General features: G+C 39.0%; 22 protein-coding genes. 1 reads left to right on the forward strand and 21 read right to left on the reverse strand.

Going from position 1 to position 21,972, the window contains the following annotated elements:
* Nucleotides 1–94 precede the first annotated feature (94 nt).
* The 21 genes from rpsI to SJPD1_RS11920 all read right to left on the reverse strand — a co-directional run bounded on the left by rpsI (nt 95) and on the right by SJPD1_RS11920 (nt 19,795).
* Nucleotides 95–487 (reverse strand): 30S ribosomal protein S9, encoded by a 393-nt coding sequence (rpsI, locus tag SJPD1_RS11820; RefSeq protein WP_096047343.1) that lies wholly within the window; start codon nt 485–487, stop codon nt 95–97.
* A gap of 1 nt (nt 488) precedes the next feature.
* Nucleotides 489–917 (reverse strand): 50S ribosomal protein L13, encoded by a 429-nt coding sequence (gene rplM / locus SJPD1_RS11825; RefSeq protein WP_096047344.1) that lies wholly within the window; start codon nt 915–917, stop codon nt 489–491.
* Between the two features lie 81 nt (nt 918–998).
* Nucleotides 999–3,722, reverse strand: coding sequence for a RecB-like helicase (locus SJPD1_RS11830; RefSeq protein ID WP_096047345.1), 2,724 nt, complete (start codon nt 3,720–3,722; stop codon nt 999–1,001).
* Nucleotides 3,719–6,067, reverse strand: coding sequence for a PD-(D/E)XK nuclease family protein (locus SJPD1_RS11835; protein ID WP_096047346.1), 2,349 nt, complete (start codon nt 6,065–6,067; stop codon nt 3,719–3,721). The genes SJPD1_RS11830 and SJPD1_RS11835 overlap by 4 nt, the downstream gene beginning before the upstream one ends.
* Nucleotides 6,068–6,307: 240 nt before the next feature.
* Nucleotides 6,308–6,802, reverse strand: coding sequence for a FixH family protein (locus SJPD1_RS11840; protein WP_096047347.1), 495 nt, complete (start codon nt 6,800–6,802; stop codon nt 6,308–6,310).
* Nucleotides 6,783–7,442: a TPM domain-containing protein gene (locus SJPD1_RS11845; RefSeq protein ID WP_226372199.1), complete on the reverse strand. Its 660-nt coding sequence runs from the start codon at nt 7,440–7,442 to the stop codon at nt 6,783–6,785. The genes SJPD1_RS11840 and SJPD1_RS11845 overlap by 20 nt, the downstream gene beginning before the upstream one ends.
* Before the next feature lie 72 nt (nt 7,443–7,514).
* Nucleotides 7,515–7,727, reverse strand: a complete 213-nt coding sequence (locus SJPD1_RS11850) for a DUF4006 family protein (protein WP_087439348.1) — start codon at nt 7,725–7,727, stop codon at nt 7,515–7,517.
* Nucleotides 7,728–7,737: 10 nt separating this feature from the next.
* Nucleotides 7,738–8,586 (reverse strand): c-type cytochrome, encoded by an 849-nt coding sequence (locus SJPD1_RS11855; RefSeq protein WP_096047349.1) that lies wholly within the window; start codon nt 8,584–8,586, stop codon nt 7,738–7,740.
* 13 nt (nt 8,587–8,599) lie between these two features.
* Nucleotides 8,600–8,809, reverse strand: coding sequence for a cytochrome c oxidase, cbb3-type, CcoQ subunit (locus SJPD1_RS11860; protein ID WP_420855351.1), 210 nt, complete (start codon nt 8,807–8,809; stop codon nt 8,600–8,602).
* A 16-nt stretch (nt 8,810–8,825) separates the two neighbouring features.
* The gene (gene ccoO, locus SJPD1_RS11865) at nt 8,826–9,491 is read right to left on the reverse strand and encodes a cytochrome-c oxidase, cbb3-type subunit II (protein ID WP_096047351.1); all 666 of its coding nucleotides are present in this window, start codon (nt 9,489–9,491) and stop codon (nt 8,826–8,828) included.
* A 15-nt stretch (nt 9,492–9,506) separates the two neighbouring features.
* Nucleotides 9,507–10,973 carry a cytochrome-c oxidase, cbb3-type subunit I gene (gene ccoN, locus SJPD1_RS11870; RefSeq protein WP_096047352.1) on the reverse strand — a complete coding sequence of 489 codons (1,467 nt, stop codon included), beginning with the start codon at nt 10,971–10,973 and terminating at the stop codon, nt 9,507–9,509.
* Nucleotides 10,974–11,129: 156 nt separating this feature from the next.
* Entirely contained in the window at nt 11,130–11,810 is a 681-nt protein-coding gene (locus tag SJPD1_RS11875) for a response regulator transcription factor (RefSeq protein ID WP_096047353.1), read from the reverse strand.
* A 12-nt stretch (nt 11,811–11,822) separates the two neighbouring features.
* Nucleotides 11,823–13,046, reverse strand: coding sequence for a PAS domain-containing sensor histidine kinase (locus SJPD1_RS11880; RefSeq protein ID WP_096047354.1), 1,224 nt, complete (start codon nt 13,044–13,046; stop codon nt 11,823–11,825).
* The gene (locus SJPD1_RS11885; protein WP_369806280.1) at nt 13,043–13,654 is read right to left on the reverse strand and encodes a sulfite exporter TauE/SafE family protein; all 612 of its coding nucleotides are present in this window, start codon (nt 13,652–13,654) and stop codon (nt 13,043–13,045) included. The genes SJPD1_RS11880 and SJPD1_RS11885 overlap by 4 nt, the downstream gene beginning before the upstream one ends.
* 85 nt (nt 13,655–13,739) lie before the next feature.
* Nucleotides 13,740–14,870, reverse strand: a complete 1,131-nt coding sequence (gene carA, locus SJPD1_RS11890) for a glutamine-hydrolyzing carbamoyl-phosphate synthase small subunit (protein ID WP_096047356.1) — start codon at nt 14,868–14,870, stop codon at nt 13,740–13,742.
* On the reverse strand, nt 14,867–15,421 hold the full coding sequence (locus SJPD1_RS11895; RefSeq protein ID WP_087439354.1) for a DUF507 family protein: 555 nt from the start codon (nt 15,419–15,421) through the stop codon (nt 14,867–14,869). The genes carA and SJPD1_RS11895 overlap by 4 nt, the downstream gene beginning before the upstream one ends.
* An 83-nt stretch (nt 15,422–15,504) precedes the next feature.
* The gene (locus tag SJPD1_RS11900; protein ID WP_087439355.1) at nt 15,505–16,032 is read right to left on the reverse strand and encodes a MotE family protein; all 528 of its coding nucleotides are present in this window, start codon (nt 16,030–16,032) and stop codon (nt 15,505–15,507) included.
* Nucleotides 16,029–16,463 (reverse strand): flagellar export protein FliJ, encoded by a 435-nt coding sequence (locus SJPD1_RS11905; RefSeq protein WP_087439356.1) that lies wholly within the window; start codon nt 16,461–16,463, stop codon nt 16,029–16,031. Before SJPD1_RS11905 ends, SJPD1_RS11900 begins: the two co-directional genes overlap by 4 nt.
* Nucleotides 16,464–16,579: 116 nt before the next feature.
* Nucleotides 16,580–17,827, reverse strand: coding sequence for an adenylosuccinate synthase (locus SJPD1_RS11910; protein WP_087439357.1), 1,248 nt, complete (start codon nt 17,825–17,827; stop codon nt 16,580–16,582).
* Nucleotide 17,828: 1 nt separating this feature from the next.
* A complete protein-coding gene (locus SJPD1_RS11915) occupies nt 17,829–18,683 on the reverse strand; it encodes an ATP phosphoribosyltransferase regulatory subunit (protein ID WP_087439358.1) in 855 nt (284 codons plus the stop codon).
* Between the two features lie 2 nt (nt 18,684–18,685).
* Nucleotides 18,686–19,795 (reverse strand): pyridoxal-phosphate-dependent aminotransferase family protein, encoded by a 1,110-nt coding sequence (locus SJPD1_RS11920; RefSeq protein ID WP_087439359.1) that lies wholly within the window; start codon nt 19,793–19,795, stop codon nt 18,686–18,688.
* A gap of 221 nt (nt 19,796–20,016) precedes the next feature.
* On the opposite strand from SJPD1_RS11920, the gene SJPD1_RS11925 reads away from it, so the two are divergent.
* A complete protein-coding gene (locus SJPD1_RS11925; RefSeq protein WP_096047357.1) occupies nt 20,017–21,882 on the forward strand; it encodes a methyl-accepting chemotaxis protein in 1,866 nt (621 codons plus the stop codon).
* Nucleotides 21,883–21,972: the final 90 nt, after the last annotated feature.

The raw sequence follows: 21,972 nt of genomic DNA on the forward strand, positions 1-21,972 counted from the left end.
TCCCTTGCATAAAGCACAAAAGTCTCGAAAGACTTCTGTAAAGAAATCATTAACGTTTTCAAGGAAACTTTTAATGATCCCCTTGAGGAAATCATTAACGTTTTGAGAATTGTGGGCTACGACGTGCTTTTTTGCGACCGTATTTTTTACGCTCAACAATTCTTGAGTCACGTGTCAATAAACCATAAGGTTTAAGGATCGCTCTAAAGTCAGCATCCATAGCAGAAAGTGCTTTAGAAATACCGTGACGAACGGCATCTGCTTGAGCTGAATAACCGCCACCTTGCGTAGAAGCTACGATGTCAAAGCTTGCTTCTTGTTTTGTCAAAGCAAGAGGTTGACGAACACGTTTTTTAATGGTCTCATGACCACCAAGCCACGCTTCAAAATCAACGCCATTAACTGTAATCGACCCTTTACCAGGTGCACTTACCCATACTTTAGCGATTGCTGTTTTTCTTTTACCAGTTGCGTATACTTTTGCCATATTACTTTACCTCTACTTTAACTTGCGCTGTATGTGGATGCTCACTACCGGCATAAACTTTTAGCTTTTTGATCATCTCTTTAGCAAGATTTGTTTTAGGTAACATGCCTCTTACCGCAAGTCTGTACAATTTCGCTGGGTTGTTGTTCAAAAGATCACCCAATTTTTCAGTTTTAACACCACCGAAATATCCTGTGTGTCTGTGATACAATTTTGTGTCTAATTTTGTTCCACTAAACTCTACTTTTTCCGCATTGATGATAATAACGAAATCGCCACAATCAACATTGGGAGTAAAATAAGGTTTATGTTTGCCTCTGAGCAGTGTTGCTACTTCTGTAAGGACTTTACCAAATCTCTTACCAGCAGCATCCACTACGATCCAGTCGCGTTTAACTTCGCTTGGCTTAATCGCTTGTGTAGCTTTCATCTGTCATAACCTTTGACGTATTTATTTAACGAAGTGCAAGTGTAATCAAAATATACTTAAATACTACTTAAATTAAGTGTACTATAAGCTTTTAAGAAGCTCGATTCCATCGTTCTGTAAGTAGCAGATATACGCAGCCACCGGCAAATTATAGATCGTAGAGAGGGCTTCTTGATAGAGCTTCACCTGTGCTTGATGCTTTGCACTTTGCTTTTTTGAACTTTTATAATCCACTACGACGATACGATCTGGAAATTCAAGCAAAAGATCAATCTGCTTACGCTCTTTTTGGTAAATCAACGGTTGTTCTTTGGATATTTTTGCCCCCTCGATCAAATCCAAAAAGGCTTTACAAGAAATGAGTTTTTCGCCTCTTTGATAGATCGCTTGCAAGGTTGACTCATCCAACAGTGGCGCAAAACGGTTTTGCAGCGCGATGTAAGCCCTCTTTAGCGAAGATTCATCAAAACTATCCAGCATCTCCAACAAATAGTGCTGTGCAATACCAAAGGTAATCGAAGCGATCTCAGCGCTTTCATTCTCATCCTCAGATGTACTCGCCACCTCTTGAGCGCCATAACGCTTAGGCTGGTAGACACTCATGGTGCTTGGAATGACGATAGTCTCTTTGGTTGAAACACCTATCACGCCTCGCTCTGTTGTGCTTAACTCCAACATCTCAAACGCACTGTTTTGCGCTTTGGCACACACAAACAAGGAACGTTTGGCTCTCGTAAAAGCGACATAAAGCGCATTGAGTCTATCTTCATGCATTAAAACACTCTCGTGCTCTTTGGCTTTGGCATAGACTGCATCGACCGATTCTCTGCCACCCATAGTAAGGTAAAGCCCTTTGATGTCGACTTCATCGTAGCTAAATAAAAGCGTATCGCTTCGATTGTTGTCACGACTCAAACGATCACACACGATGACATGCTCAAACTCTAAGCCTTTGGATTTGTGAACGGTCAAAACACGCAAACCATCCACATCTTCGCTTTTGGCTTCATCGCTCAGTTCATCCAGAGCAAATAAAAAGCTCTCAATCTCGTCGTAACGACTCGCAACTTCTAAGAAACTGAGCAGATCCACACTGCCATCAAACAGCCCGTAGGTTTTGATGATTTTCTGAACGAATACCAAAGGAGTTGCATCTAAATCCCAACCGCTTTTGGAAAGCGGTGTTTCCCACGTCCTGCCGCATAGCACAAGGAATTCTGCTTTGTAGAGTTCATCGCCAAAGTAGAGGTGTTTCAGTAGCGCAATAATGGCCTTGATAGAGCGAACTTCAATGAGTTTCAGCGTCGCCTCAAGTCTTACATGTAAAGCGGGAAACTGCTCTTGCACAAGCTCTTTAAAGACTTTTGCATCTTTGTTGGTATGCACCAACAGCGCAATGTCTTTAGGCTTGACACCCTGTTTTAGAAGCATTGAAATCGCTTCTAAAACAGAAGGCTCAATCATTTCTTCAATGCGTACATTGATATACCCCTCACCCGTGGCTTTGGCAACCTTTTGTGGCTCATACCCTTTGATTTTACATGTAAAGATTTCATTGACAAAATTCACGACCTGCTCGGTACTTCGGTAATTGGTATCAAGCGCATTGACGTCTAAATGCAAACTCTTTTTGGCATACCTAAACAACTCTTTAGCCCCGCCACGAAAACGGTAGATCGACTGCTTCACATCGCCCACAAAAAAGAGTGTTTTAAAGTCTTTCACTCCCTGCCCAGAACGTATCTCTTCAATAAGTGGCAAAAGAATCTGATACTGCACAATGCTCGTGTCTTGAAACTCGTCGATGAGCAGATGTTCAATGACACCATCCAAGCGAAAATAGAGAAAATCTTTGCTGATCTCTTGGCGCAAAAGGGTGTAGAGCAGATTGGTCACGTCATCAAACCGAAGTTCACCGTACTCACCCATCAAAGCTCTGAGGCTCTCATCGTAGATCGCAAAAAGTTTGCCCAGTTGCCCTAAAAAGTACGCTTCTTTGGCATTGACATGCTTATTTAAAGCCTGCTTGAGCTCACGTAAAAGTATATCGGTTGTCCCATTGGCATATTTTTTATAGTCCCAATACCCAAAATCGTCTCGCTCTAGATACTTTTTGGAAAGCAAGTCCCCTAATGTCTCTGCTTTAAGCGTCTTAAGTCCACGATCGGAAAGCCCACACTGCTCAAAATAGTCTCGTATCTGCCCTAAAATATCCAAACACGGTTTTAAAGAGGGGTAATGCCCTTCATCCAATGTGCTGATGTCCAGTTCTGATTTTTTTTGATAAAGCGTATCTAGTAGGCTAAAAAGATCGCCCAGTTTTTTATCTTCGTTGATGCTAAAAGCGATTAAGGCATTGTAGAGATTTTTGCTTTTACACCCTTTGATGAAACGCTCCACCAGCTCCTCATCGAGCCCATTTTGCCCTACTTTAAAGTCAGGTTGCAAGCCTACATGTAAGGCAAAATGGCGCAAAATCAAGGAGAAAAAAGAGTCCAGCGTTGAAATCTTGATGTCCGCTTGAAGCAACGTCTGCATCACGCGCTCTTTCTCAAAGAGTAACGCCTCTTTTGATTTGCCCGTTTGCACGCAAATCGCCTCTAATTCATCTTTGTCTTCAAGGTGTTTGAGCGTCTCAAAAATGCGCGTTTTCATCTCCGCCGCCGATTTGTTCGTAAACGTCAGTGCCACGATCTTTTGTGGATTGGCGCCCATAAACAAAAGTGAAAGGTAGCGAACGCTCAGCGCAAAGGTTTTGCCACTGCCTGCACTGGCTTCAAGGGCTAAATAAGAACTCAAATTCATATCTGCTCCTCACGTCCGCACAACTGTACGTAAGGGCAAAGCCTGCAATGTTTAATTTCCTCGCAGAGTTCATACCCATTGATCGGTTTGGAGAACTCCTGTAACTTTAAATGTAAAAGCGCTTTCTTCTCTTCGAGGAAGTTTTCGCTCACTAAAACGCCTTCTTTAAGGTCGTAATAATAAACGCCACCAACCTTGCCTAAAGCGCTTGCGATAAACGCGTAAAAGACCAACTGAAAATCGGTGGTACTCTCCAAGGAGCGCTCGTTTGTTGTCGGCAATTTCCCGCTTTTATAGTCGATGATAAAGAGCTCATCTCTTTTTTGATCGATACGGTCAATCTGCCCTTCTAACATAAAACCCTCATACGGTACGGCATGCACAAACTCTTTTTTGAAAACGCGAAAACCCTCTTCAAAACGATTGATTTCATTTTGCATAAAAGGACGGAGCTTTTGAAGCCATACATCAACAAAGTAGCCCCAGACTTCATGGTGATTGTTCTCTTTCAAAAGCGTTTCAAGTTTGGCACAAAGGCTTTTTTCTTCCATTAGCACTTCATCGCAAATCGCATCTTCAAGTACTTTGTGAAGCGTTAAACCAATCACTTGCTCATCAATCTTAGTGCTTGGCATCTTCGCCTCTTTAAGCCTTTGGATGTAACGAAAGTAAAACTGACGTTTACATGTAAGCAGCGTTTTGAGCTTGGTGGCTGAAAGAGGAAACGCTTTAAGATCGTAGGGCGCGTCAATGAACGGCTGATCGTAAAGATTTTTAGGCGCATTGAGCTCAAACAGAAGCGGTTGCAGTGCTTTTTCATCTGCCATTGTGTTCGTATTAAAGCCAAGCTCATCCAAAAAGCGTGAAGGCATTGAGGTCTCATTTTTGACATAAGCGATAGCGATTTTCTGCGCACGAGAAAAGAGCTGATGGTAGTAATAACGTTGCAAATTCTCGCGATCTCTTTTGGTCGGAAGTCCTGCATGTGCCCTCACAGCCGAGGAGAGAAAAAGGTCTTTTTGACTCCGCTTTGGGACAAACTCATCGTTGAAATCTAAGACGATCACCCCTTTATAGCTCACTCCTCTGGTTTCTAACACACCTAAAACAGTGACCTTGCCACCCCTAACATCATCTTGGCTCAGTACGGCAAGACGGTTTAAAAAGAGTTTTGTTACCTGCTCAAAGCGAAGCGCAGGAGCATGTTTTAAAAAGTGCGTGAAAGCAAAAAAGGCTTCTTGAAAGAGAGGATTTTTCTGTTCTTTCGCATCGAAAGCGAGGAGCTTTTCAAAGAAATTCATTGCCGTTTCAGGGGAGATTTTTTGATGCCAAATCTCTTTACATGTAACCATAATTTCGGGTTCAATCTTTAAGCGAGCAAGACGAAGATGGTCTTCGATTTCGTCGTTTCGCATCGCTTTTTCAATCGCACTCAGTCCCTGATAAAACTGGCTTTGCTTGAGGCTTATGCCCATCGCGAAGTTGAGATTGTGCCACGTATCAAAAGGGCGCAACACTTCGGCAAAGCGTTCATCGGGTAAAATCACCACAATCTCTTCGGGACTCAAACCCTCTTCCACAAACTGTGCAATCGCACTTTGTACATAGCCTATTTGCGCCAGCCGTGAGGAAAAACCATAGACTTGAATATCCCGTTTGGAAGTATTGTGAGGCTTTACATGTAAAATCTCTTTCGTGGAGAGATTGATCTCATAGGTCTGATTTTGTTCTAAAATGATGCCAAGTTCGGCAAAAACTGCAACCATTTTTTGATTGTAAGCACTCATCGTAACGTTTACATGTAAAGGTATCAGCGCTGCTATTTGGGTAAGAAGTTCCACTTCAAAACGGCTCAGAAACCCTTCTAAATGAATACGAACTTCCCCTAAAGAGTAAATATAAGGCTCATTGAGCTCATAGCATTCGGGAAGTGTGATACGATCGTACAGCGCGTGCTTAGAGAGAAGCGCTTTATAGTGCTTAAGCAAGGTTTGTAAGACCTCTAAATGCTCAGCGTAGTGCTCATAGGTATCAGCACTTAACAAAGCATCCAGTGCGACTTTTTCATGGCTGAGTTCTTCAAAAAAACGAAAGAGGTAGGAGGAGTTTTTCAAAAAAGTAAAAAATTCACGCTCAATGTACAAAAGCTCAAACTTGGTAAAGCGTGAAGCTTCTTGCATCAAAAGAACACGCATATCGTCATCAACTAAGGAATGATGAGGCACTAAGACAGCTTTTTGCTCAAGTTCTGCAATGGTAATAGCTTTGGGAAGAAGCGTATTAGCATCTAAAAATGTGTCATAAAAGGAGCGTACAGCACGACTCGTTGCAAAAACTTCTAACATCTTCCCTCTTTATTTTAATTCTTGACACGCTTTTAGAGCAAAGCTCAAAAACTACGTTAACACTAAGTTTTCCTAGACGCAATGCCCGAGCACCATTGGTACTTTTTTGCAAAGTGACCTTGTAAAAGGGACTATTATAACAAAGGAAAGATTTGAGAAGAATTTTTATATCAAAATGAAAGAAAACGGTAAGATCACACAACCGATCTTACCGTAGGTTATTAAGGGAGAAAGGGGAAACTACTGTGCTGCATAGGCTTCATTTTTATGATAGCCCTTAAATTCACCTAGTTCTATTTTACTCAAAATCTGCCAACGACCCGGTTTATTAATTTCAAAAGGTCCAAAGGTATAATTGCCATTTTCTACCTTAGAAGGTAATAACTGCTTATTATCCTTATTGCTATCAGGGCGAGAGAGCATCATTATAATATTTGCATTATTAACGGCTACTCCACTTTTATCGGTGAGCTTTAACGTAATGCTATTTTGTCCTATTACAAATTTTTCTGTGGAATAGGCAAGATCAAATTTAGTATCAAACTTTTCCTGTAATGCCATAATTTCATTAATATTATTCTCAACCTTTTGATATTTTTCCATATAAAAGGTATCCATCTCAACAGGATTATCAATAGCAATTTTAATGGTATAAGCACACCCAATCACACATCCAATAATCATACCGATAACTACATGAGGATAGTAGGTACGTTCACTTTTCACTTTGTCCACGGCTTTTTATCCTTTTATAAATGATGAGTATTACAACAATCGCCATAAATCCATAAATCAGAAGTCTCACAATATTGATGGTAATTTTATTGGCACTGCCAATGGCACTCTCTAACTCTATTTTACGATACGCTGCGATCTCTTCAACCAATTCCGCATAGCCATTGAGCAATGCAGGTCCAACACTCACTTCATTTTTTTTAGACGTTAGTAGTGGAATAATCGTACCATTCCATGGTAAAGGTGAGAGGAGCGCTTCACGATCAAATTCTTTCTCAAGCCCTGCTGATTGGTATACATCTACTTTTTTTTCTGCTTGAAAAAGCGTTAAAAGCACATACGGTGTGGTTAAATTTTTGGCAAAGTTTTGCTCATATGCGAGAATATTTTCACCCTCGCCACTTTTTTTAGCAATCAAAATAACTTTTACACCACTTTTTGCAAAAAGTTCACTGCCCATCTCTTCAATTTTCTGAGCGGTTCTCTCTTCGAGGCTATCATCATAAATGACAAATTCCTTGGCAAAAATCAACACTGGGAAAAAGGCAAGAAAGCAAAGAAGCCATAGCTTCTTTGCTTTTACATGTAACAAATTTTTCATTAACCGATGAACAAATGGTGTGGCGTTAATACAGCCCATACCGATACTGCTGCTAGTATAACTAAACCTAGAACAATCACTTTATCCATAATTTCAGCCATGTTATACTCCTTATTTTGCTATAACTTTTTGATTCGCATTCGCAGCATCTCTCATTTGAAGTGCTTGCGGATCCGTAATCTTATAAGGTTTATCAGCAACTGCTTGTTGTGCCTTTAATCCAAAGAATGTTAATACCCCAAGAATAGAGAGCAACAATACTGTTGCAATCAACATTCCTGTAATACCATTAAGTCCAAAGACGTTTCGATTTGTATTTTCCATTGATGAGTCCTTATTTTGCTAAAGAGCTGACATAAGTGCCAACCGCTGTTTTTTGAACATTGGTTAAGCGTCCATCATTAAACTGTGGCATATTACCAATCGTTCCTTTTTTACCCAAACCAAGGACATTGACAACAAATTTAGCATTACCATAGACGCTAAGATCTGGCGCGCTTCCAGCCATTCCTTTACCATCATCACCGTGACATGCAGCACATGTTGCCCACAGTGCTTTACCACTCTCAACAAGTGCTGGATTGCTACTTTTTTTAACTACAGAAACTTCTTGCATTACATACGCTGCAACGGCTTTGGCACTTTCTGCATCCAAAAGTCCAGCTGGCATCTCACCAAGAGGATAATTTGAACCTTTTGCACCACCCAGAATAGTAGCAACAATCGCTGCTTCATTACCCCATTTGGTTAAGTTCATTGCTTTTCCATTCATGCCATCACCCGTTACACCATGGCATGGTGCGCATTGTACCAAGAAAACGCCCTCACCCATTCCCATCAATGTAGCATTGTCAGGATTTGCAAATTTACTCTCAAAATGAGTGTTGTAGCTTTTTACTTCTTGGTTATATTCACCTATTTGTGAATAACTCGCAAGAGGGTATCCAGCAAGGAAATACCATAATCCCCATATAATAACTCCTACAAAGGAGAGTGCCCAACCAATAGGAGGTACATTTTTGTATTCTCCAATACCATCCCAATTCTCTTTTGCTAATTCTCCGCTATTTTTATCGGTTTTCATCTGTCTTATATATTTACCAACAACAAAAATAGTGAGAATTAAAATTGCTGCTGCACCAAGCAATGATAATACGTTTACATTGTCATTCAGCCAATTCATTTATTGCTCCTCTTTATTCTTTCTCTTTGTTTGATGGAGTACGGGTTTCAATTGGAGTATCGTCAATATTGTCATGCAATGCGATATCGCCATATTGCTCATAATTTCGTGTACCTTTTTTTTCAGCCTTGTAAAGGTGATACAAATAACCATACATCATTACGACCAAAAAAACTGTAGCTACCACATAAGCATATGCTTGAATTTCTCTAATTGTTTCCATACTCACCGTGAACACCTTATTTTAAGCTATTGAGATAGGCAATGAGGGCCACAATCTCTTTGATCTCACCGCGTTTAAATGCCTCTTTAACCTCTTGGCTTTTCATGTCTGCAACAATCAGTGCAGCTTCTTCCATGACAGCTTTTTTAGCCTCTTCATGGGTACCAAGTTTAGGCATATCAGGTTGATCGTAAGGTGTGTTGAAAACTTTTTTTACGGTCAATGCTTCTGCGTATGCTGTATCAATGTCAGCAATGTTTTTAAACATATGCTTGTACGCTGGCATAATAGAACCAGGGACAACGCTGATAGGATCAGACATATGATACTCATGCCAGTCGCTTGTTCGATAGTTTCCAACCCGCATCAAATCCGGTCCAGTTCTTTTAGAACCCCAAAGGAATGGTCTATCGTAAGCATACTCACCACTTAAAGAGTACATACCATAACGGTCTGTCTCTGATTTGAATGGACGAACCAATTGTGAATGACATGCATTACAGTCATCTTTAATGTAGACTTGACGGCCTGCTAATTGAAGTACCGTATAAGGCTTTGTACCAACGACTGGGCGTGCTGTCTCCATAAAATCAGGTAAAATTGTTACAACACCTGCATATGCAATCACCAAAAATACACCTACCGCAAAAAAGAATGGGTTTCTTTCTAACCAATGAAACATAATCCTATCCTCCTTTTACGCTGCCATAGGTGAAGCATTTTGAGGTTCAGCCTCAATTGCTTTACTTACAGTCATTGTTTTATACATATTGTAAGTGAATATGAAGAAACCGACAAGGTATAGTAAACCACCTGTTGCACGAATAGCATAGTAAGGAATCAATACAGTCACAGTATCAATAAATGAATAAGCGAGGTTACCAAATTGGTCTGTTGCTCTCCACATCATACCTTGAGTAATACCCGCAATCCACATACTTGAGAAATAAAGTACAATACCCGTTGTTTGAATCCAAAATTGTGCTTCAATTAATTTTTTACTGAAAATTTCACGGTTAAACATACGAGGAGCCATATGATACAGTGCTGCCATGATCATAAAACCAACCCAGCCTAATGTACCATCATGAACGTGTCCAGGAACCCAATCTGTAAAGTGCGCAAGGGCATTAACAGATTTAATCGCTAAGATTGGACCTTCAAGAGTACTAAACATATAGAATGTTGAAGCAAAAATCATCAATTTAATCAATGGATTTTCTTTAAGTTGACCCCATTGTCCTTTCATCGTAAGGAGAATGTTAATCGCACTACCCCAAGATGGGAGAATCAAAATAATTGAGAAAATTGAACCCATGGTTTGTACCCAATCTGGAACAGTTGAGTAAAGTAAGTGGTGTCCACCTGCCCAAAGGTATACGAACATCAATCCCCAGAAAGAAAGCAGTGATAGTTTATAAGAGAAAACAGGTTGACCAGACTCTTTTGGTAAAAAATAGTAGATCATCGCAATAATAGGCACGGTGAAAATAAATGCTACCGCATTGTGACCATACCACCATTGTACCATTGCATCATTTGAGCCTGCATACATAGAAACGGAGTGATACCATTTTCCTGTGCCCGCAACAAAGTAGGTTGGAACTTCCATGTTGTTGAAAAGGTACAACATAGCAACACCAAGAAATGTTGCAATAAAATACCACATAGAAATATAAAGCGTCTTTTCGCGCCTAATACCAATGAGACCAAAAATATTTAATCCCCAGAGTACCCATACCACGACAACAAGAATATCCAATGGCCATTCAAGTTCTGCGTACTCTTTAGAAGTAGAAATACCCATAAAAAGGGAAATAACTGCACATACCATTAAAATCATATAGAGCCAAAAGTGAAGCTTTGATATGAACATTAAGAATGGTGATTCTGCAATCGAAACCTTGAGTACTCTTTGCCCGATATAGTACCACGCTGCAAAGATTCCGCTTAGTAAGAATCCAAAAATTACTCCTGACGTATGTAATGGTCTTAAACGACTGAAAGTACCATATTCACCTGCCAAGTAATTCAACTCAGGGAAAGCCATTTGATAAGCGATAACCACGCCTATTAACATACCAACGATTCCAAAAAGGATCGCTGCGTAGGTAAAACATTTGGCTACTGAATAGTCATAGTTCAATGCATCTCTAGCCTGCATCAATTCCTCCTACTTGTGTTTTTATGTCACAAAAATATCACATAATGTAAGAATTATAGTGCACCAAATCTACAACGAAGCTTAAGAAGATTAAATTTGTGTTAAATAAAAAATGTTAAGAAAAAATTTATAATTAGCAGTACAAGAACGATGGAATTATCGTTCTTGCGTGTTGATTTTGTAGCCAAGACCAGGAATATTTTTGATAAACTCTTTATCTGTTTTTTCACGAACACGCTTAATAAAGGTACGTATGGCTGAATCTGTTACTTTTTTGTTTGTCCAAACATACTTTTTAATCTCTTCATGAAGGACAAATACACCTAAATTTTTAACAAGAACTGAGATAAAAAGTAACTCTTTTTTAGTTAAGAAAATTGTTTTACCCTCTTTCACTAAAACCCGTCTACTTTTATCAAACTGATAGCTGTATCCTAATTCAACGATATCACTTTGATCTAACATCTCTTTGGAAACAAATTTGAGTGTTGTTAAGAGCTCATCTGGATCAATTGGTTTGATGAGATACTTGTCAATACCAACATCAATTGCCTCTAACAATCGCTCTTTTTCACTAAATGCACTTAAAATAATAATAGGGGTTTGCTTTGATATATGTTTAATCTCTTTTGCCATCATTAAACCATCCATAACCGGCATCATAATATCTGTGACAACAATGTCAGGTTTATACTTTTTGAATTTTTTTAACCCATCATCACCATCGCGTGCAACAATGAACTTAGCAAACTCATCCCCGATGGCGCTCTCTAAGGCATTTCTGAGATCTTCTTCGTCCTCAACAAACAAAACCGTCAATTTTGACAATCCACTCATAGCTCTTCCTTTTTACTCTTTGACTGAAGGAATAGTGATAGTGAAACAGACTCCATCATTGCAATTCTCTGCAACGATAAGTCCTTGCATACTATTATTGATAATCATCTTACTCATATAAAGCCCCAAGCCAGTGCCAGCACTCGCATGTTTTGTTGTAAAATAAGGCTCGAAAATCTTATCTAAAATAGTTGACTCAATCCCACCAGCATTATCGCAGACTTTAATTATAGCATCTCCAAGCCCTAATGTGTCAATTTCAATATAAATTAATCTATTTTTTATTTTGTTGTTGCAAAATGCGTCAATCGTATTATTGATTAAATTGATTAAGACTTGAGAAAATTCATTAAAATAACCTCTGATGTTGGCATCTTTTTTTATATTAAGTTCGATAGTAACTTCATTTTTTTCTAAAGTACCTCGCATAATATCCATTGCTTCGTTCGCCACATGACTTAGCGCAAAAACTTCACTTTGACGATCAGGGCTGAAAAAATGACGGAAATCTTCAATGGTTTCGGACATTTTGGAAACAATCTTTTTGGCATGCGCGTAACTGTCTTCAAACTCTATCCCTTTACCTTCATTTTGAAGACGATAGAGCTTGTTCATTTTATAAAGTGTGATATTAAGCTCAGAAAGGGGCTGTCTCCATTGGTGTGCAATATTGGCGATCATTTCACCCATCGAAGCAAGACGTGATTGCTGAAATAAAATACGATCTTTCTCACGATTTTTTTCAACTTCTTCTCTCACACGCTCTTCCAACGTTTGATTGAGGATTGTTAAGGCTTTCGTCTGTTCTTTAACTCTCTCTTCAAGGGTTTCATTAAGTTCTTCGAGCTCTTCATCTTTGGCTATCAGCGCCTCGCTTAAGCGGACACTTTCTGTCACATCATAACGAATAGCAATAAACTCTTCAATATCACCATTTTCATCGAGTATAGGGAAAACTGTCGTATTGACGTAAAACGTACTGCCATCTTTGGCTAAATTTTTAACCGTTGACTTATACGTTTTTTTTTGAAGTATGGTTTGCCAAAGTTGCTTAAATGTCGAAGCAGGTACGTCAGGATGTCTTACAATATTATGGTTTTTTCCTACTAACTCTTCTTTAGTATAACCCGAAATTTTGCAAAACTCATCATTAACAAAGGTGATAATACCGAAAATATCGGTTTTTGAGATAATATTACTGCTTTCAATAGCACTCTGATATTGTTCTAATTTCATATAATTGCTGCACTGTAACCAAGATACGCCATATAAATTCCATACCCAACAATAATCAATGAAGCTATTTTAATCATAACTTCTCTAAATTCACTTCCTTTTAAAAATCCTACAATAAATCCAAGCCCTAACATTGCAGGCATCGTTGAAAGTCCAAAAATAGCCATTGTGAAGCCACCCAAAAGAAAAGAACCCGAAGTGGTTGCAGCCGCTAAAAAGAAATAAACTAGACCGCATGGCAGAAAACCATTTAAAAGACCTAGCCCATAAAAACTTCCCATGGATTTAGAGTGAATGAGATGTGAAAAAAGTGTTTTAATCAAAGGATTAAAAGCGACAGTTGCCTCTAATGAAGTTAAAAATTTTATTTTTCCCATCATTGATAATCCCATTAAAACCATAAGAATACCAATGACAAAGTAGAAATAACCATTAATCTGGGCGGAAAAGGTAAAAATACTCCCCAATGCACCAAAAAACATGCCAAGAAATGTATAAGCGCTAATTCGTCCTAGATTGTAAGTAAGATGTGCGAGAAATTGTCTAAACGAAGACGTGGAAGAATCAATCTTAGCACTACTGTATGCCATGACAAATCCTCCACACATGCCTATGCAATGCCCTAAACTTCCTAAAAACGCAACACTAATGATTGCTGTAATATCGATGACGTTAATGGCATTGCTCCGTTATTTAAAGTCTATTGGCAAACTCTTGGAAAATGTATCGACTCTCTTGCGGACCTGCACTCGCTTCAGGATGATGCTGTACGGAAAAAATGGGCGAGTCATTGTATTCAAGCCCTTCAATCGTATTATCAAAAAGATTCACATGCGTAATGCGAGCAACCTTACAAATATCATCAGGAACATTGTAATTATGGTTTTGCGTTGTAATTTCCACAATACTAGTTTTCATATTTTTAACAGGGTGATTACCACCATGTTGTCCAAATTTCAACTTATAGGTCGGATAACCATGCGCAATGGAAAGTAATTGGTGTCCTAAACAGATAGCGAACATAGGTACTTTTGCTTCAATTAATTTTTGAATTTGTACCGCTTCATCTTTCAAAATAAGTGGATCCCCGGGTCCATTGGATAAAAAGAGTCCGTGGATTTCGCCTTTTTTGTAGCGAGCAATGACATCATCAGCACTAAAATTATGAGGGATAACCTCAACATCAAGTCCAACTTCACAAAGTTCATTTAAGATATTGCGTTTAATGCCTAAATCTACGGCAAGAATTTTTTTACCCAATCGTTTAGGTGTGGCATTGTACGCTTGAGCTTCAGCGTCCCAAACACCGTTGACATGGACATAAGATTTTGGAGTACTGACTTTTTCAATATAGTTGACATCTTCAATACGAGGGCTGGCTTCAAGCATGGCTTTGAGCTTTGCAGGATCGCTCACTTCAGTTGAAGCGATCATCATTTTAGGGCCTGAATCTCGAATCATTTTTGTAAGATAGCGTGTATCAATGTCACAAATACCCATACTTTCATATTTTTTCAAAAACTCGGGTAACGTTTCATGTGAACGGAAATTAGAAGGCGTTTCGTTAAGACTTCGCACAAACATACCGCTCGCATAAATCGTAGAACTTTCCATATCATTCTCATTGCATCCCACAATACCAATTTCAGGCATTGTAAATACAACAAACTGTCCTGCATAGCTCGGATCACTCATGATTTCTTGGTAGCCACTCATAGAGGTATTAAAAACAATCTCTCCAGTTTTTGAACCATCAAAACCAAAACTTTTTGCTTCTAAAAAAACACCATTTTCAAGATAAATCCATACAGGTTTTAACATCATACTAACATTCCTCTTTTTCTAAGCTCTTCTTCATAGAGCTTTTCAAAAATCAAATCATACTCTTCAGAACCAGGAACTAAGGTTCGCTTGTAATTCGAAATTTTTTCAGCAACATCATCTTCAATCGCTTGAAAATTTGCAATATAGGTTTCAATCGCTGTATAAACAACATTCTTGACACGATTTTCTGTGACATTATAGTCAATCAAACCACTTTTCCAACAGATCTCTAATATTTGGTGTGCAATATCGTTATACCTATCTTCATAGGACAGAGTAACACCAAATTCGCGTGCAAGTTTTTTCTTAATTAACCAAAACATACTTCTTCGGTCAACTCGCTGAAACTCCATCTCATCTTCATTTTGATCCAAAATCTCTGTAACCCGCTCTTCAAGCGCCGTCTCTTGTTTAATATCCGCAACAATCAAATCCTCAGCGACTTTTACAATAGGCTCTAAGCCCTTAAGCATGGTAACAAATCCACAATTTAAAATATCGATCGCTATTTTATTGGCAATATAAGGGGCATGAGGCAATCTGATTTTCATCCATAAACCTTACTTCTGAATTTTCCACATTCTATCAAAAGTAAGGTAAATATCTGTTTAGAGAAAGAAAGAGGAAGGTTTCGTCACTCTTTTGTTTGATTATCTTCTACAAAAGGAGGACCTTTTTTAAGGCGTTGTGTAATATCAGAAGCAATTTGAGGATTCATCTTTGCTAAGATTTGCGATATTTTTTTAGGCGGCAATCCGAAAATAATAGCTGCACCCTCATGAATAGGGAGCTTTTCAACAATAGCTGCCGCTGCCGCATCTTTCATTTTAATATAGGTCTCATCTAGCTTATCATTTTTCTTCGATTCCACTTGCTCTAAAAGCTTTTTATTTTCAGCCAGCATTGCAGCAATCTGTTGCTCTTTGGCTTCGATCTCAGCTTTAGTTTTAGCCAGTGCATTTTCTTTCTCTTTAAGTGCATTTTTTTGTTTTTCAAAAAGTGCATTCGTTGCCGCTTGCAAAGCTTCAAAGGATTGTCGCGCTTCATCGATTTTTTCAACTTCATGCAAAAGTTCCCCTTTGCGCGTTTCAAAGACTTGCGTACAATCAATCGTTTCTGCATACACTAAAGAGCTTATCAATAAGATCCAAATACACTTCATTCTCGACCTTTTTTACTTATTTCACCCGCGAACAACATTGTTGATATTTCGTCCAAATAGAGCTGTTCTTCACGTTTGATCTTCTCCATCATCGTTTGAAGCTCTTGTTCTTCAAGATACTTAAATTTTTCATATTCAATATGTGCTTTTTTATACTCTGATTGTAGCTGTTTTGTATTCCGCTGAACAGCAATAAGTTCTTGCTCACAACGTTTTTTATCACGACTTAAGATGCTTTTTTGCTCACCAACCATGAGAAGGAGTGAAATCATACCCTCTTTAGGTATTTGAACCGCCGAAATTTCATCGTAAAGAGCCGCTATTTTATGGTTTAACATCCGCTCTTTATTTTGGCTTTTTAATAGTTCACGCTCGATTGCATCACGTTTTTGTTTTCGAATTTTAGCAATCTTGGAGAACTGGCTTTTCATAAATTACCTTTACATGTAAAGATGAAAGATCTTCTTGCAAAACGGCAAAATATTTTGCCCCGAAGAGGGAAACTATAGCATTCATCGCCTATATCAATGAACACTATAGCTTTGTCTTACAATATAATTGTGTCGTTTCTATCAGGACTTGTTGAGATAAGTCCAATTTTTGTGCCTGTCAAGACTTCAAGGCGTTTAAGATACGTTTTAGCAGCTTCAGGGAGATCTTCAAATTTACGACATCCCACAACACTCTTCCAACCTGGTAACTCTTCATAAATTGGTTTAACGTTATCCAAATCTTGTGGCAACGTTTCAACTCTTTGGCCGTTTACTTCATAAGCAACGCAGACTTTAACGGTTTCAAAACCATCTAATACATCGAGCTTCATGATGGCAAGATCATCACAGCCATTGATGCGACTGGCATATCGGCAGGCAACGGCATCGAACCAACCACAACGGCGTGCACGTCCTGTGGAAGTACCGTATTCATGCCCTTTTTCACGTAATTCATCGCCCTCTGCTCCAAAGTCTTCTGTAGGGAATGGTCCATTTCCTACACGGGTGCAGTACGCTTTGACAATACCTGTCACTTTGCCAATATCTTTAGGATTGAGTCCCAAGCCAACACATGCGCCCGCACTGATTGTGTTGGAGCTTGTTACGAAAGGATAGGTTCCATGATCCACATCGAGCATTGTACCTTGAGCACCCTCTAGTAATACTTTTTTATTTTCATCCAGACATTTCCAAACCATATGTGTCGTATCTGTTAAGAAAGGTAAAAGGGCTTTAGCATAGCCGTCTAACTCACTTTTAAGTGTCTCAAAATCAGGCGTTACAATACCGAGGGCATTAAAGAGCGCTCTGTTTTCATCGTAAAATTCAACCAAGGCACGTGCAAGTTTGTTCGTGTCTCTTAGTTCTCCTAAACGGTGTCCGCTACGCTCAATTTTACTACCGTAACTAGGTCCAATGCCTCGTCCTGTTGTACCAATCGCTTTAGCGCCACGAAGTTTTTCTTTGGCTTGGTCAATTAAAATATGATGATTAAGAATCATATGTGCTTTGTCACTGACAAACAAACGACCTGCAAGTTTTTCAAATTGTGCCATCTCTTTAATGAGTGCATCAGGACAAACAACGACTCCATTGCCAATGACATTGAGTGCTTTTGGATTTAAAATACCAGAAGGAATCAAGTGAAGTGCATAACGTACACCATCTACCCAGATCGTGTGACCTGCATTGTGACCGCCTTGATAACGGCACACGACATCATAGTGTTGTGCCATAAGGTCAACGATCTTACCCTTTCCTTCATCACCCCATTGAATTCCTACGATCATATCAGCTTTCATCTTATTGTCCATCTCTTTTAATTAATATTTCGATCAAATCATCCGTGTAAAGTCCAAAACCGCTTGAGCCAATACCCTCACAATCATAACTTCCACCTGAACCTAGTGTAAAATTTTTGTAGATAAATCTAAAAAATAGCGCATTATAATAGCGCATTTTCACATAGTAAAGCGGTGAAAAAACAATATTCTCACATGAAATATGCGCTGAGAGAACTTTCAGTTTTTCAAGTTCAGCTCTTAACTCATTTGGAACCTCATCAATAACCGCTTCTAATTCTTCCAATGTTTGCAGACAGGTTAATTTTGTCAGCCACGGAATATCAAGGGCTAAGAGCTTTTGAAGCTCTCCTTTTTCAAAGATTTTCAGATCCAAATTGAGCATCTGAGACAGCATTTTGGGAATGTTAATATTGCTTACATGTAAAAGTGGTTTGATTGAAAATTTTTCAAAAATAGACGCGCTTGTAGCAATACTCAAAGCCAAATTTTCTTCACCAATCAACTCCGCACCAATTTGGTGTATTTCATGGCTAGGATAACGAAACACCGGCTGGATATAAAACCATTTGGAGTGATTGGTCGTTCTATCGACTCTTTTTGTGATTAAACGGACCACGTCCATCGTACTATCAGCTCTTAGAGAGACAATATGGTTTTGTTCGTCTGAAAAACGTAACAACTCTTTTTCATCAATACTTTTGTGCTGATGGTATGAAAAGAAAGGTGTTACAATCTCTTCAAACCCTGCATCGTAAAAAAGTTCGCTTGCCACATTTTCAATCTTTCGCTTTAACTTGGCACTCTCTCCAAAATAAAGCTTACTCCCCGTGGGTATCTCGTGCTCATAAATCATTATTAACCTTGGTAAAATTCTTGGGTAAAGACCCTATTGGCAGTACCATCGTATGCTCGCTTGCCTAGTTCGGAAAGGGCAAGCTCGACAGCATTGAGTGTCCACGCAGTCTCATACACATTGACAAGACCCATGTGATTGATTCTAAACAGTGTCTCTTTAATGTGATCTTGTCCACCTGCCATATTGACACCATATTTACTTTTCAAAATTTTACGGATTTTGCTCGCATCGTCATGTAAAACGGCACTCATCGCTTTAGCAGGTACTTTTGGATAGATGTGCAATCCCAATGCTTGTAAAGCTTTATTGGTTGCAAGGGCTCTTTTTGCCGTATCAGCATAAAGTGCATCCAAACCGCCCTTAGAGTCTATGAGTTCAAACATAGCGACAAGCCCAATAACCAGTGTCGTTGCTGCTGTCCATGCCGTTGTGTTTTTTCGTTGATTTTTAAGTTCCGTTTTGAGGTTGAAATAATAACCCACGCCGCCATTTTCAATGATCTCTAACGCTTTAGCATTTAAACCAATAAACGCAAGCCCTGGAGGAAGCATCAATGCTTTTTGACTACCAGAAATAAGCGCATCAATGTTCGTTGTATCGACTTTTTCAACACCCACAGCCGTAATGCCATCGGCAATCACCATGATGTTAGGGCGAATCGCTTTCACTGCTTTGGCTACTGCTTCAACAGGATGACGAAGGCCACCTGCACTTTCACACACTTGCATACAGACAGCATCAATACTTTCATCATTTTTAACAAGCTCAACAATGGCATCCACACTCACAGAAGTATCCCATTCATTTTTAATTTCGACAAATGGCTTGTTGTAGGCGGCACAAATCTTGCCAAAACGCTCGCCAAATTTGCCCGAATTGACGACAATCGCTTTACTTTGGCACAAATGAAGCACACACGCTTCCATGGCGCCAGTTCCACTGCTTGCAAGCATCAAAACTTCTTCCATATCAAACAGTTGTTTTAAATAGCCTCTTGCTTTTTCAAAAATAGCCTCAAATTCAGGTGTTCTATGGTGAATGGTAGGTGTACCCATCGCCATACGAACCGCTTCAGGAACAGGAGTTGGTCCTGGTGTCAAAAGTAACATAAGAGATCCTCATCGTGTAGTTTTAGAAGCGATTGTAACAAAATATTGCTTGTTGTTTCTTTAGCACCTCCCATATTTACTAGCTTTACCTTTACATGTAAAAAGTCTTTTACGAATCGCTTTTCTATTTTAAACTTACATAATTAATGTAATTATGAAGAATTTTAGTGTCTCATTCGTACGTTTTACCATTTGTATAAAAATACCCAAGGAGTAGAATCATGTCATTTAAAGCCAAAATCATCCTGACAATTTCTGCGTTAATGTTTTTAAGCCTCAGTATCTTTTGTACCATAAGCTATATTGATACGAAGAAAAATAGCGTTGTTCAAGTTGAATCAAGCCTGAAAATGGCATCACGTGCCTTAACAGACTACATTGATCTGTGGGTCGAATCGAAGAAAAAAGGAGTCGCCGGTTACGCACGATCCTTAAGTAACAGTTCCACAATGGATGAAGCAGAACTCGAAGCCAAGCTAAAAGACATGGCTAAAACCTTTGACGCGCTAGATGCGTATGCAGGGTTTGAAGATGGTCGAATGTTTTACGGTAGTGGAAAGAAAAAAGCAGAAGGATACGATCCTAAAACAAGAGGCTGGTATAAACAAGCGAAAGTGGATGGTAAAGAAGGTATTACGGATGCTTATGTCGGTGCAACGGCGAAAGTATTGATGGTAACAGTAATGGCGCCTATTATGAAAAATAACACTATGATTGGTGTTTTTGGTATTGATCTTCCTTTGGAAACACTGACCAAAGCCGTTGGAGATGTTAATTTTAATGGTGGATATGGAATGCTTTTGGATACAAAAAAGATGATTCTAGCCCATCCTAAAAAAGAGCTCCTTGGAACTGAGTCAACATTGAGCCAAGAATTTAAAGATAAAAAAGAGGGATTTATTGAGTATATCTTTAATGGTGAAAACAAAATATTTGCTTTTAAAGTCTCAGAACAAACGGGCTGGACACCAGGAATTACATTTGATAAAGAGACTGCTTATGCCTTTTTAAAGGTGCAAGTTCAAAGCCTAATGATGGCAGGTTTTATGATGCTAGTCCTGTCCATTGGCATCATGATTATACTCATTAAAACACTGCTTCGTCCACTCGATCATCTGAATGATGTTGTCCAAGAACTCTCAAGTAGTGAGGGTGATCTGAGACAAAGACTTGAAGTAACGGCCAATGATGAATTTGCACATGTATCACACAATATCAATAAATTTATTGAAAAACTGCATGAAATCGTGAAAAAATCTAAAACGATTAGTAATGAAAATGCTTCTATCTCAGAAGAGCTTTCACGTACCGCATCCGAAGTGGTACGCAATGTCGACACCGAATCGAAAATAGTTGAAAACACCAAGGAAGAAGGTATTGCTTTAGTTAAAAGCATCGAAAGTTCTGTTCTTAAAGCAAAGAATTCGCAACAAGCCCTCTCCAATACACAAAAAGATATTTCGGATGTGAAAACCAAAGTCGAACAACTCGAATACACCATGCAAGCCACGGCAGCCAAAGAACAAAACTTAGCAGAACGCCTTAATACCGTGAGTCAAAATGCCAATGAAGTCAAAGATGTTTTGGGGATCATTCGTGATATTGCCGACCAAACTAACCTTTTAGCCCTCAATGCGGCTATTGAAGCAGCGCGTGCAGGAGAACATGGACGTGGATTTGCCGTAGTAGCGGATGAAGTACGAAAGCTGGCTGAACGTACTCAAAAAAGCCTTGTTGAGATTGATGCAACGATCAATGTAGTTGTGCAATCGATCATGGATGCCAACACCGATATTGCTCAAAATGCTGGAGAGGTGAATGCTCTTGCTTCTATCTCGGTAGAGTTGCAAGAGGGGATGAACAATGTTGCAAGTATTATCCATCAAACCATTGATGAGAGTGACCATACTGTTCATGACTTTATTGATACCGCTTCAAAAATTAAAAAAATAGTCGATGAAATTGAAAAAATAAATGCCATTTCCAAAGAGAATGTGGGAAGCATCGACAATGTTTCTCAAGCGTCTGATCATTTACATGTAATGACTGAAAACCTCAACAACGAACTGGGCAAATTTCAATCTTAAGATACATTTTCTACAGCAAGGGAGTTTTTCTTGCTGTAGTTTGATGCAAAATTTCACGTATACTCTCAAAATAAGTCTTTAAACAGTACA

This window comes from Sulfurospirillum diekertiae (genome assembly GCF_002309535.1).
GTDB classification, from domain to species: Bacteria; Campylobacterota; Campylobacteria; order Campylobacterales; family Sulfurospirillaceae; genus Sulfurospirillum; species Sulfurospirillum diekertiae.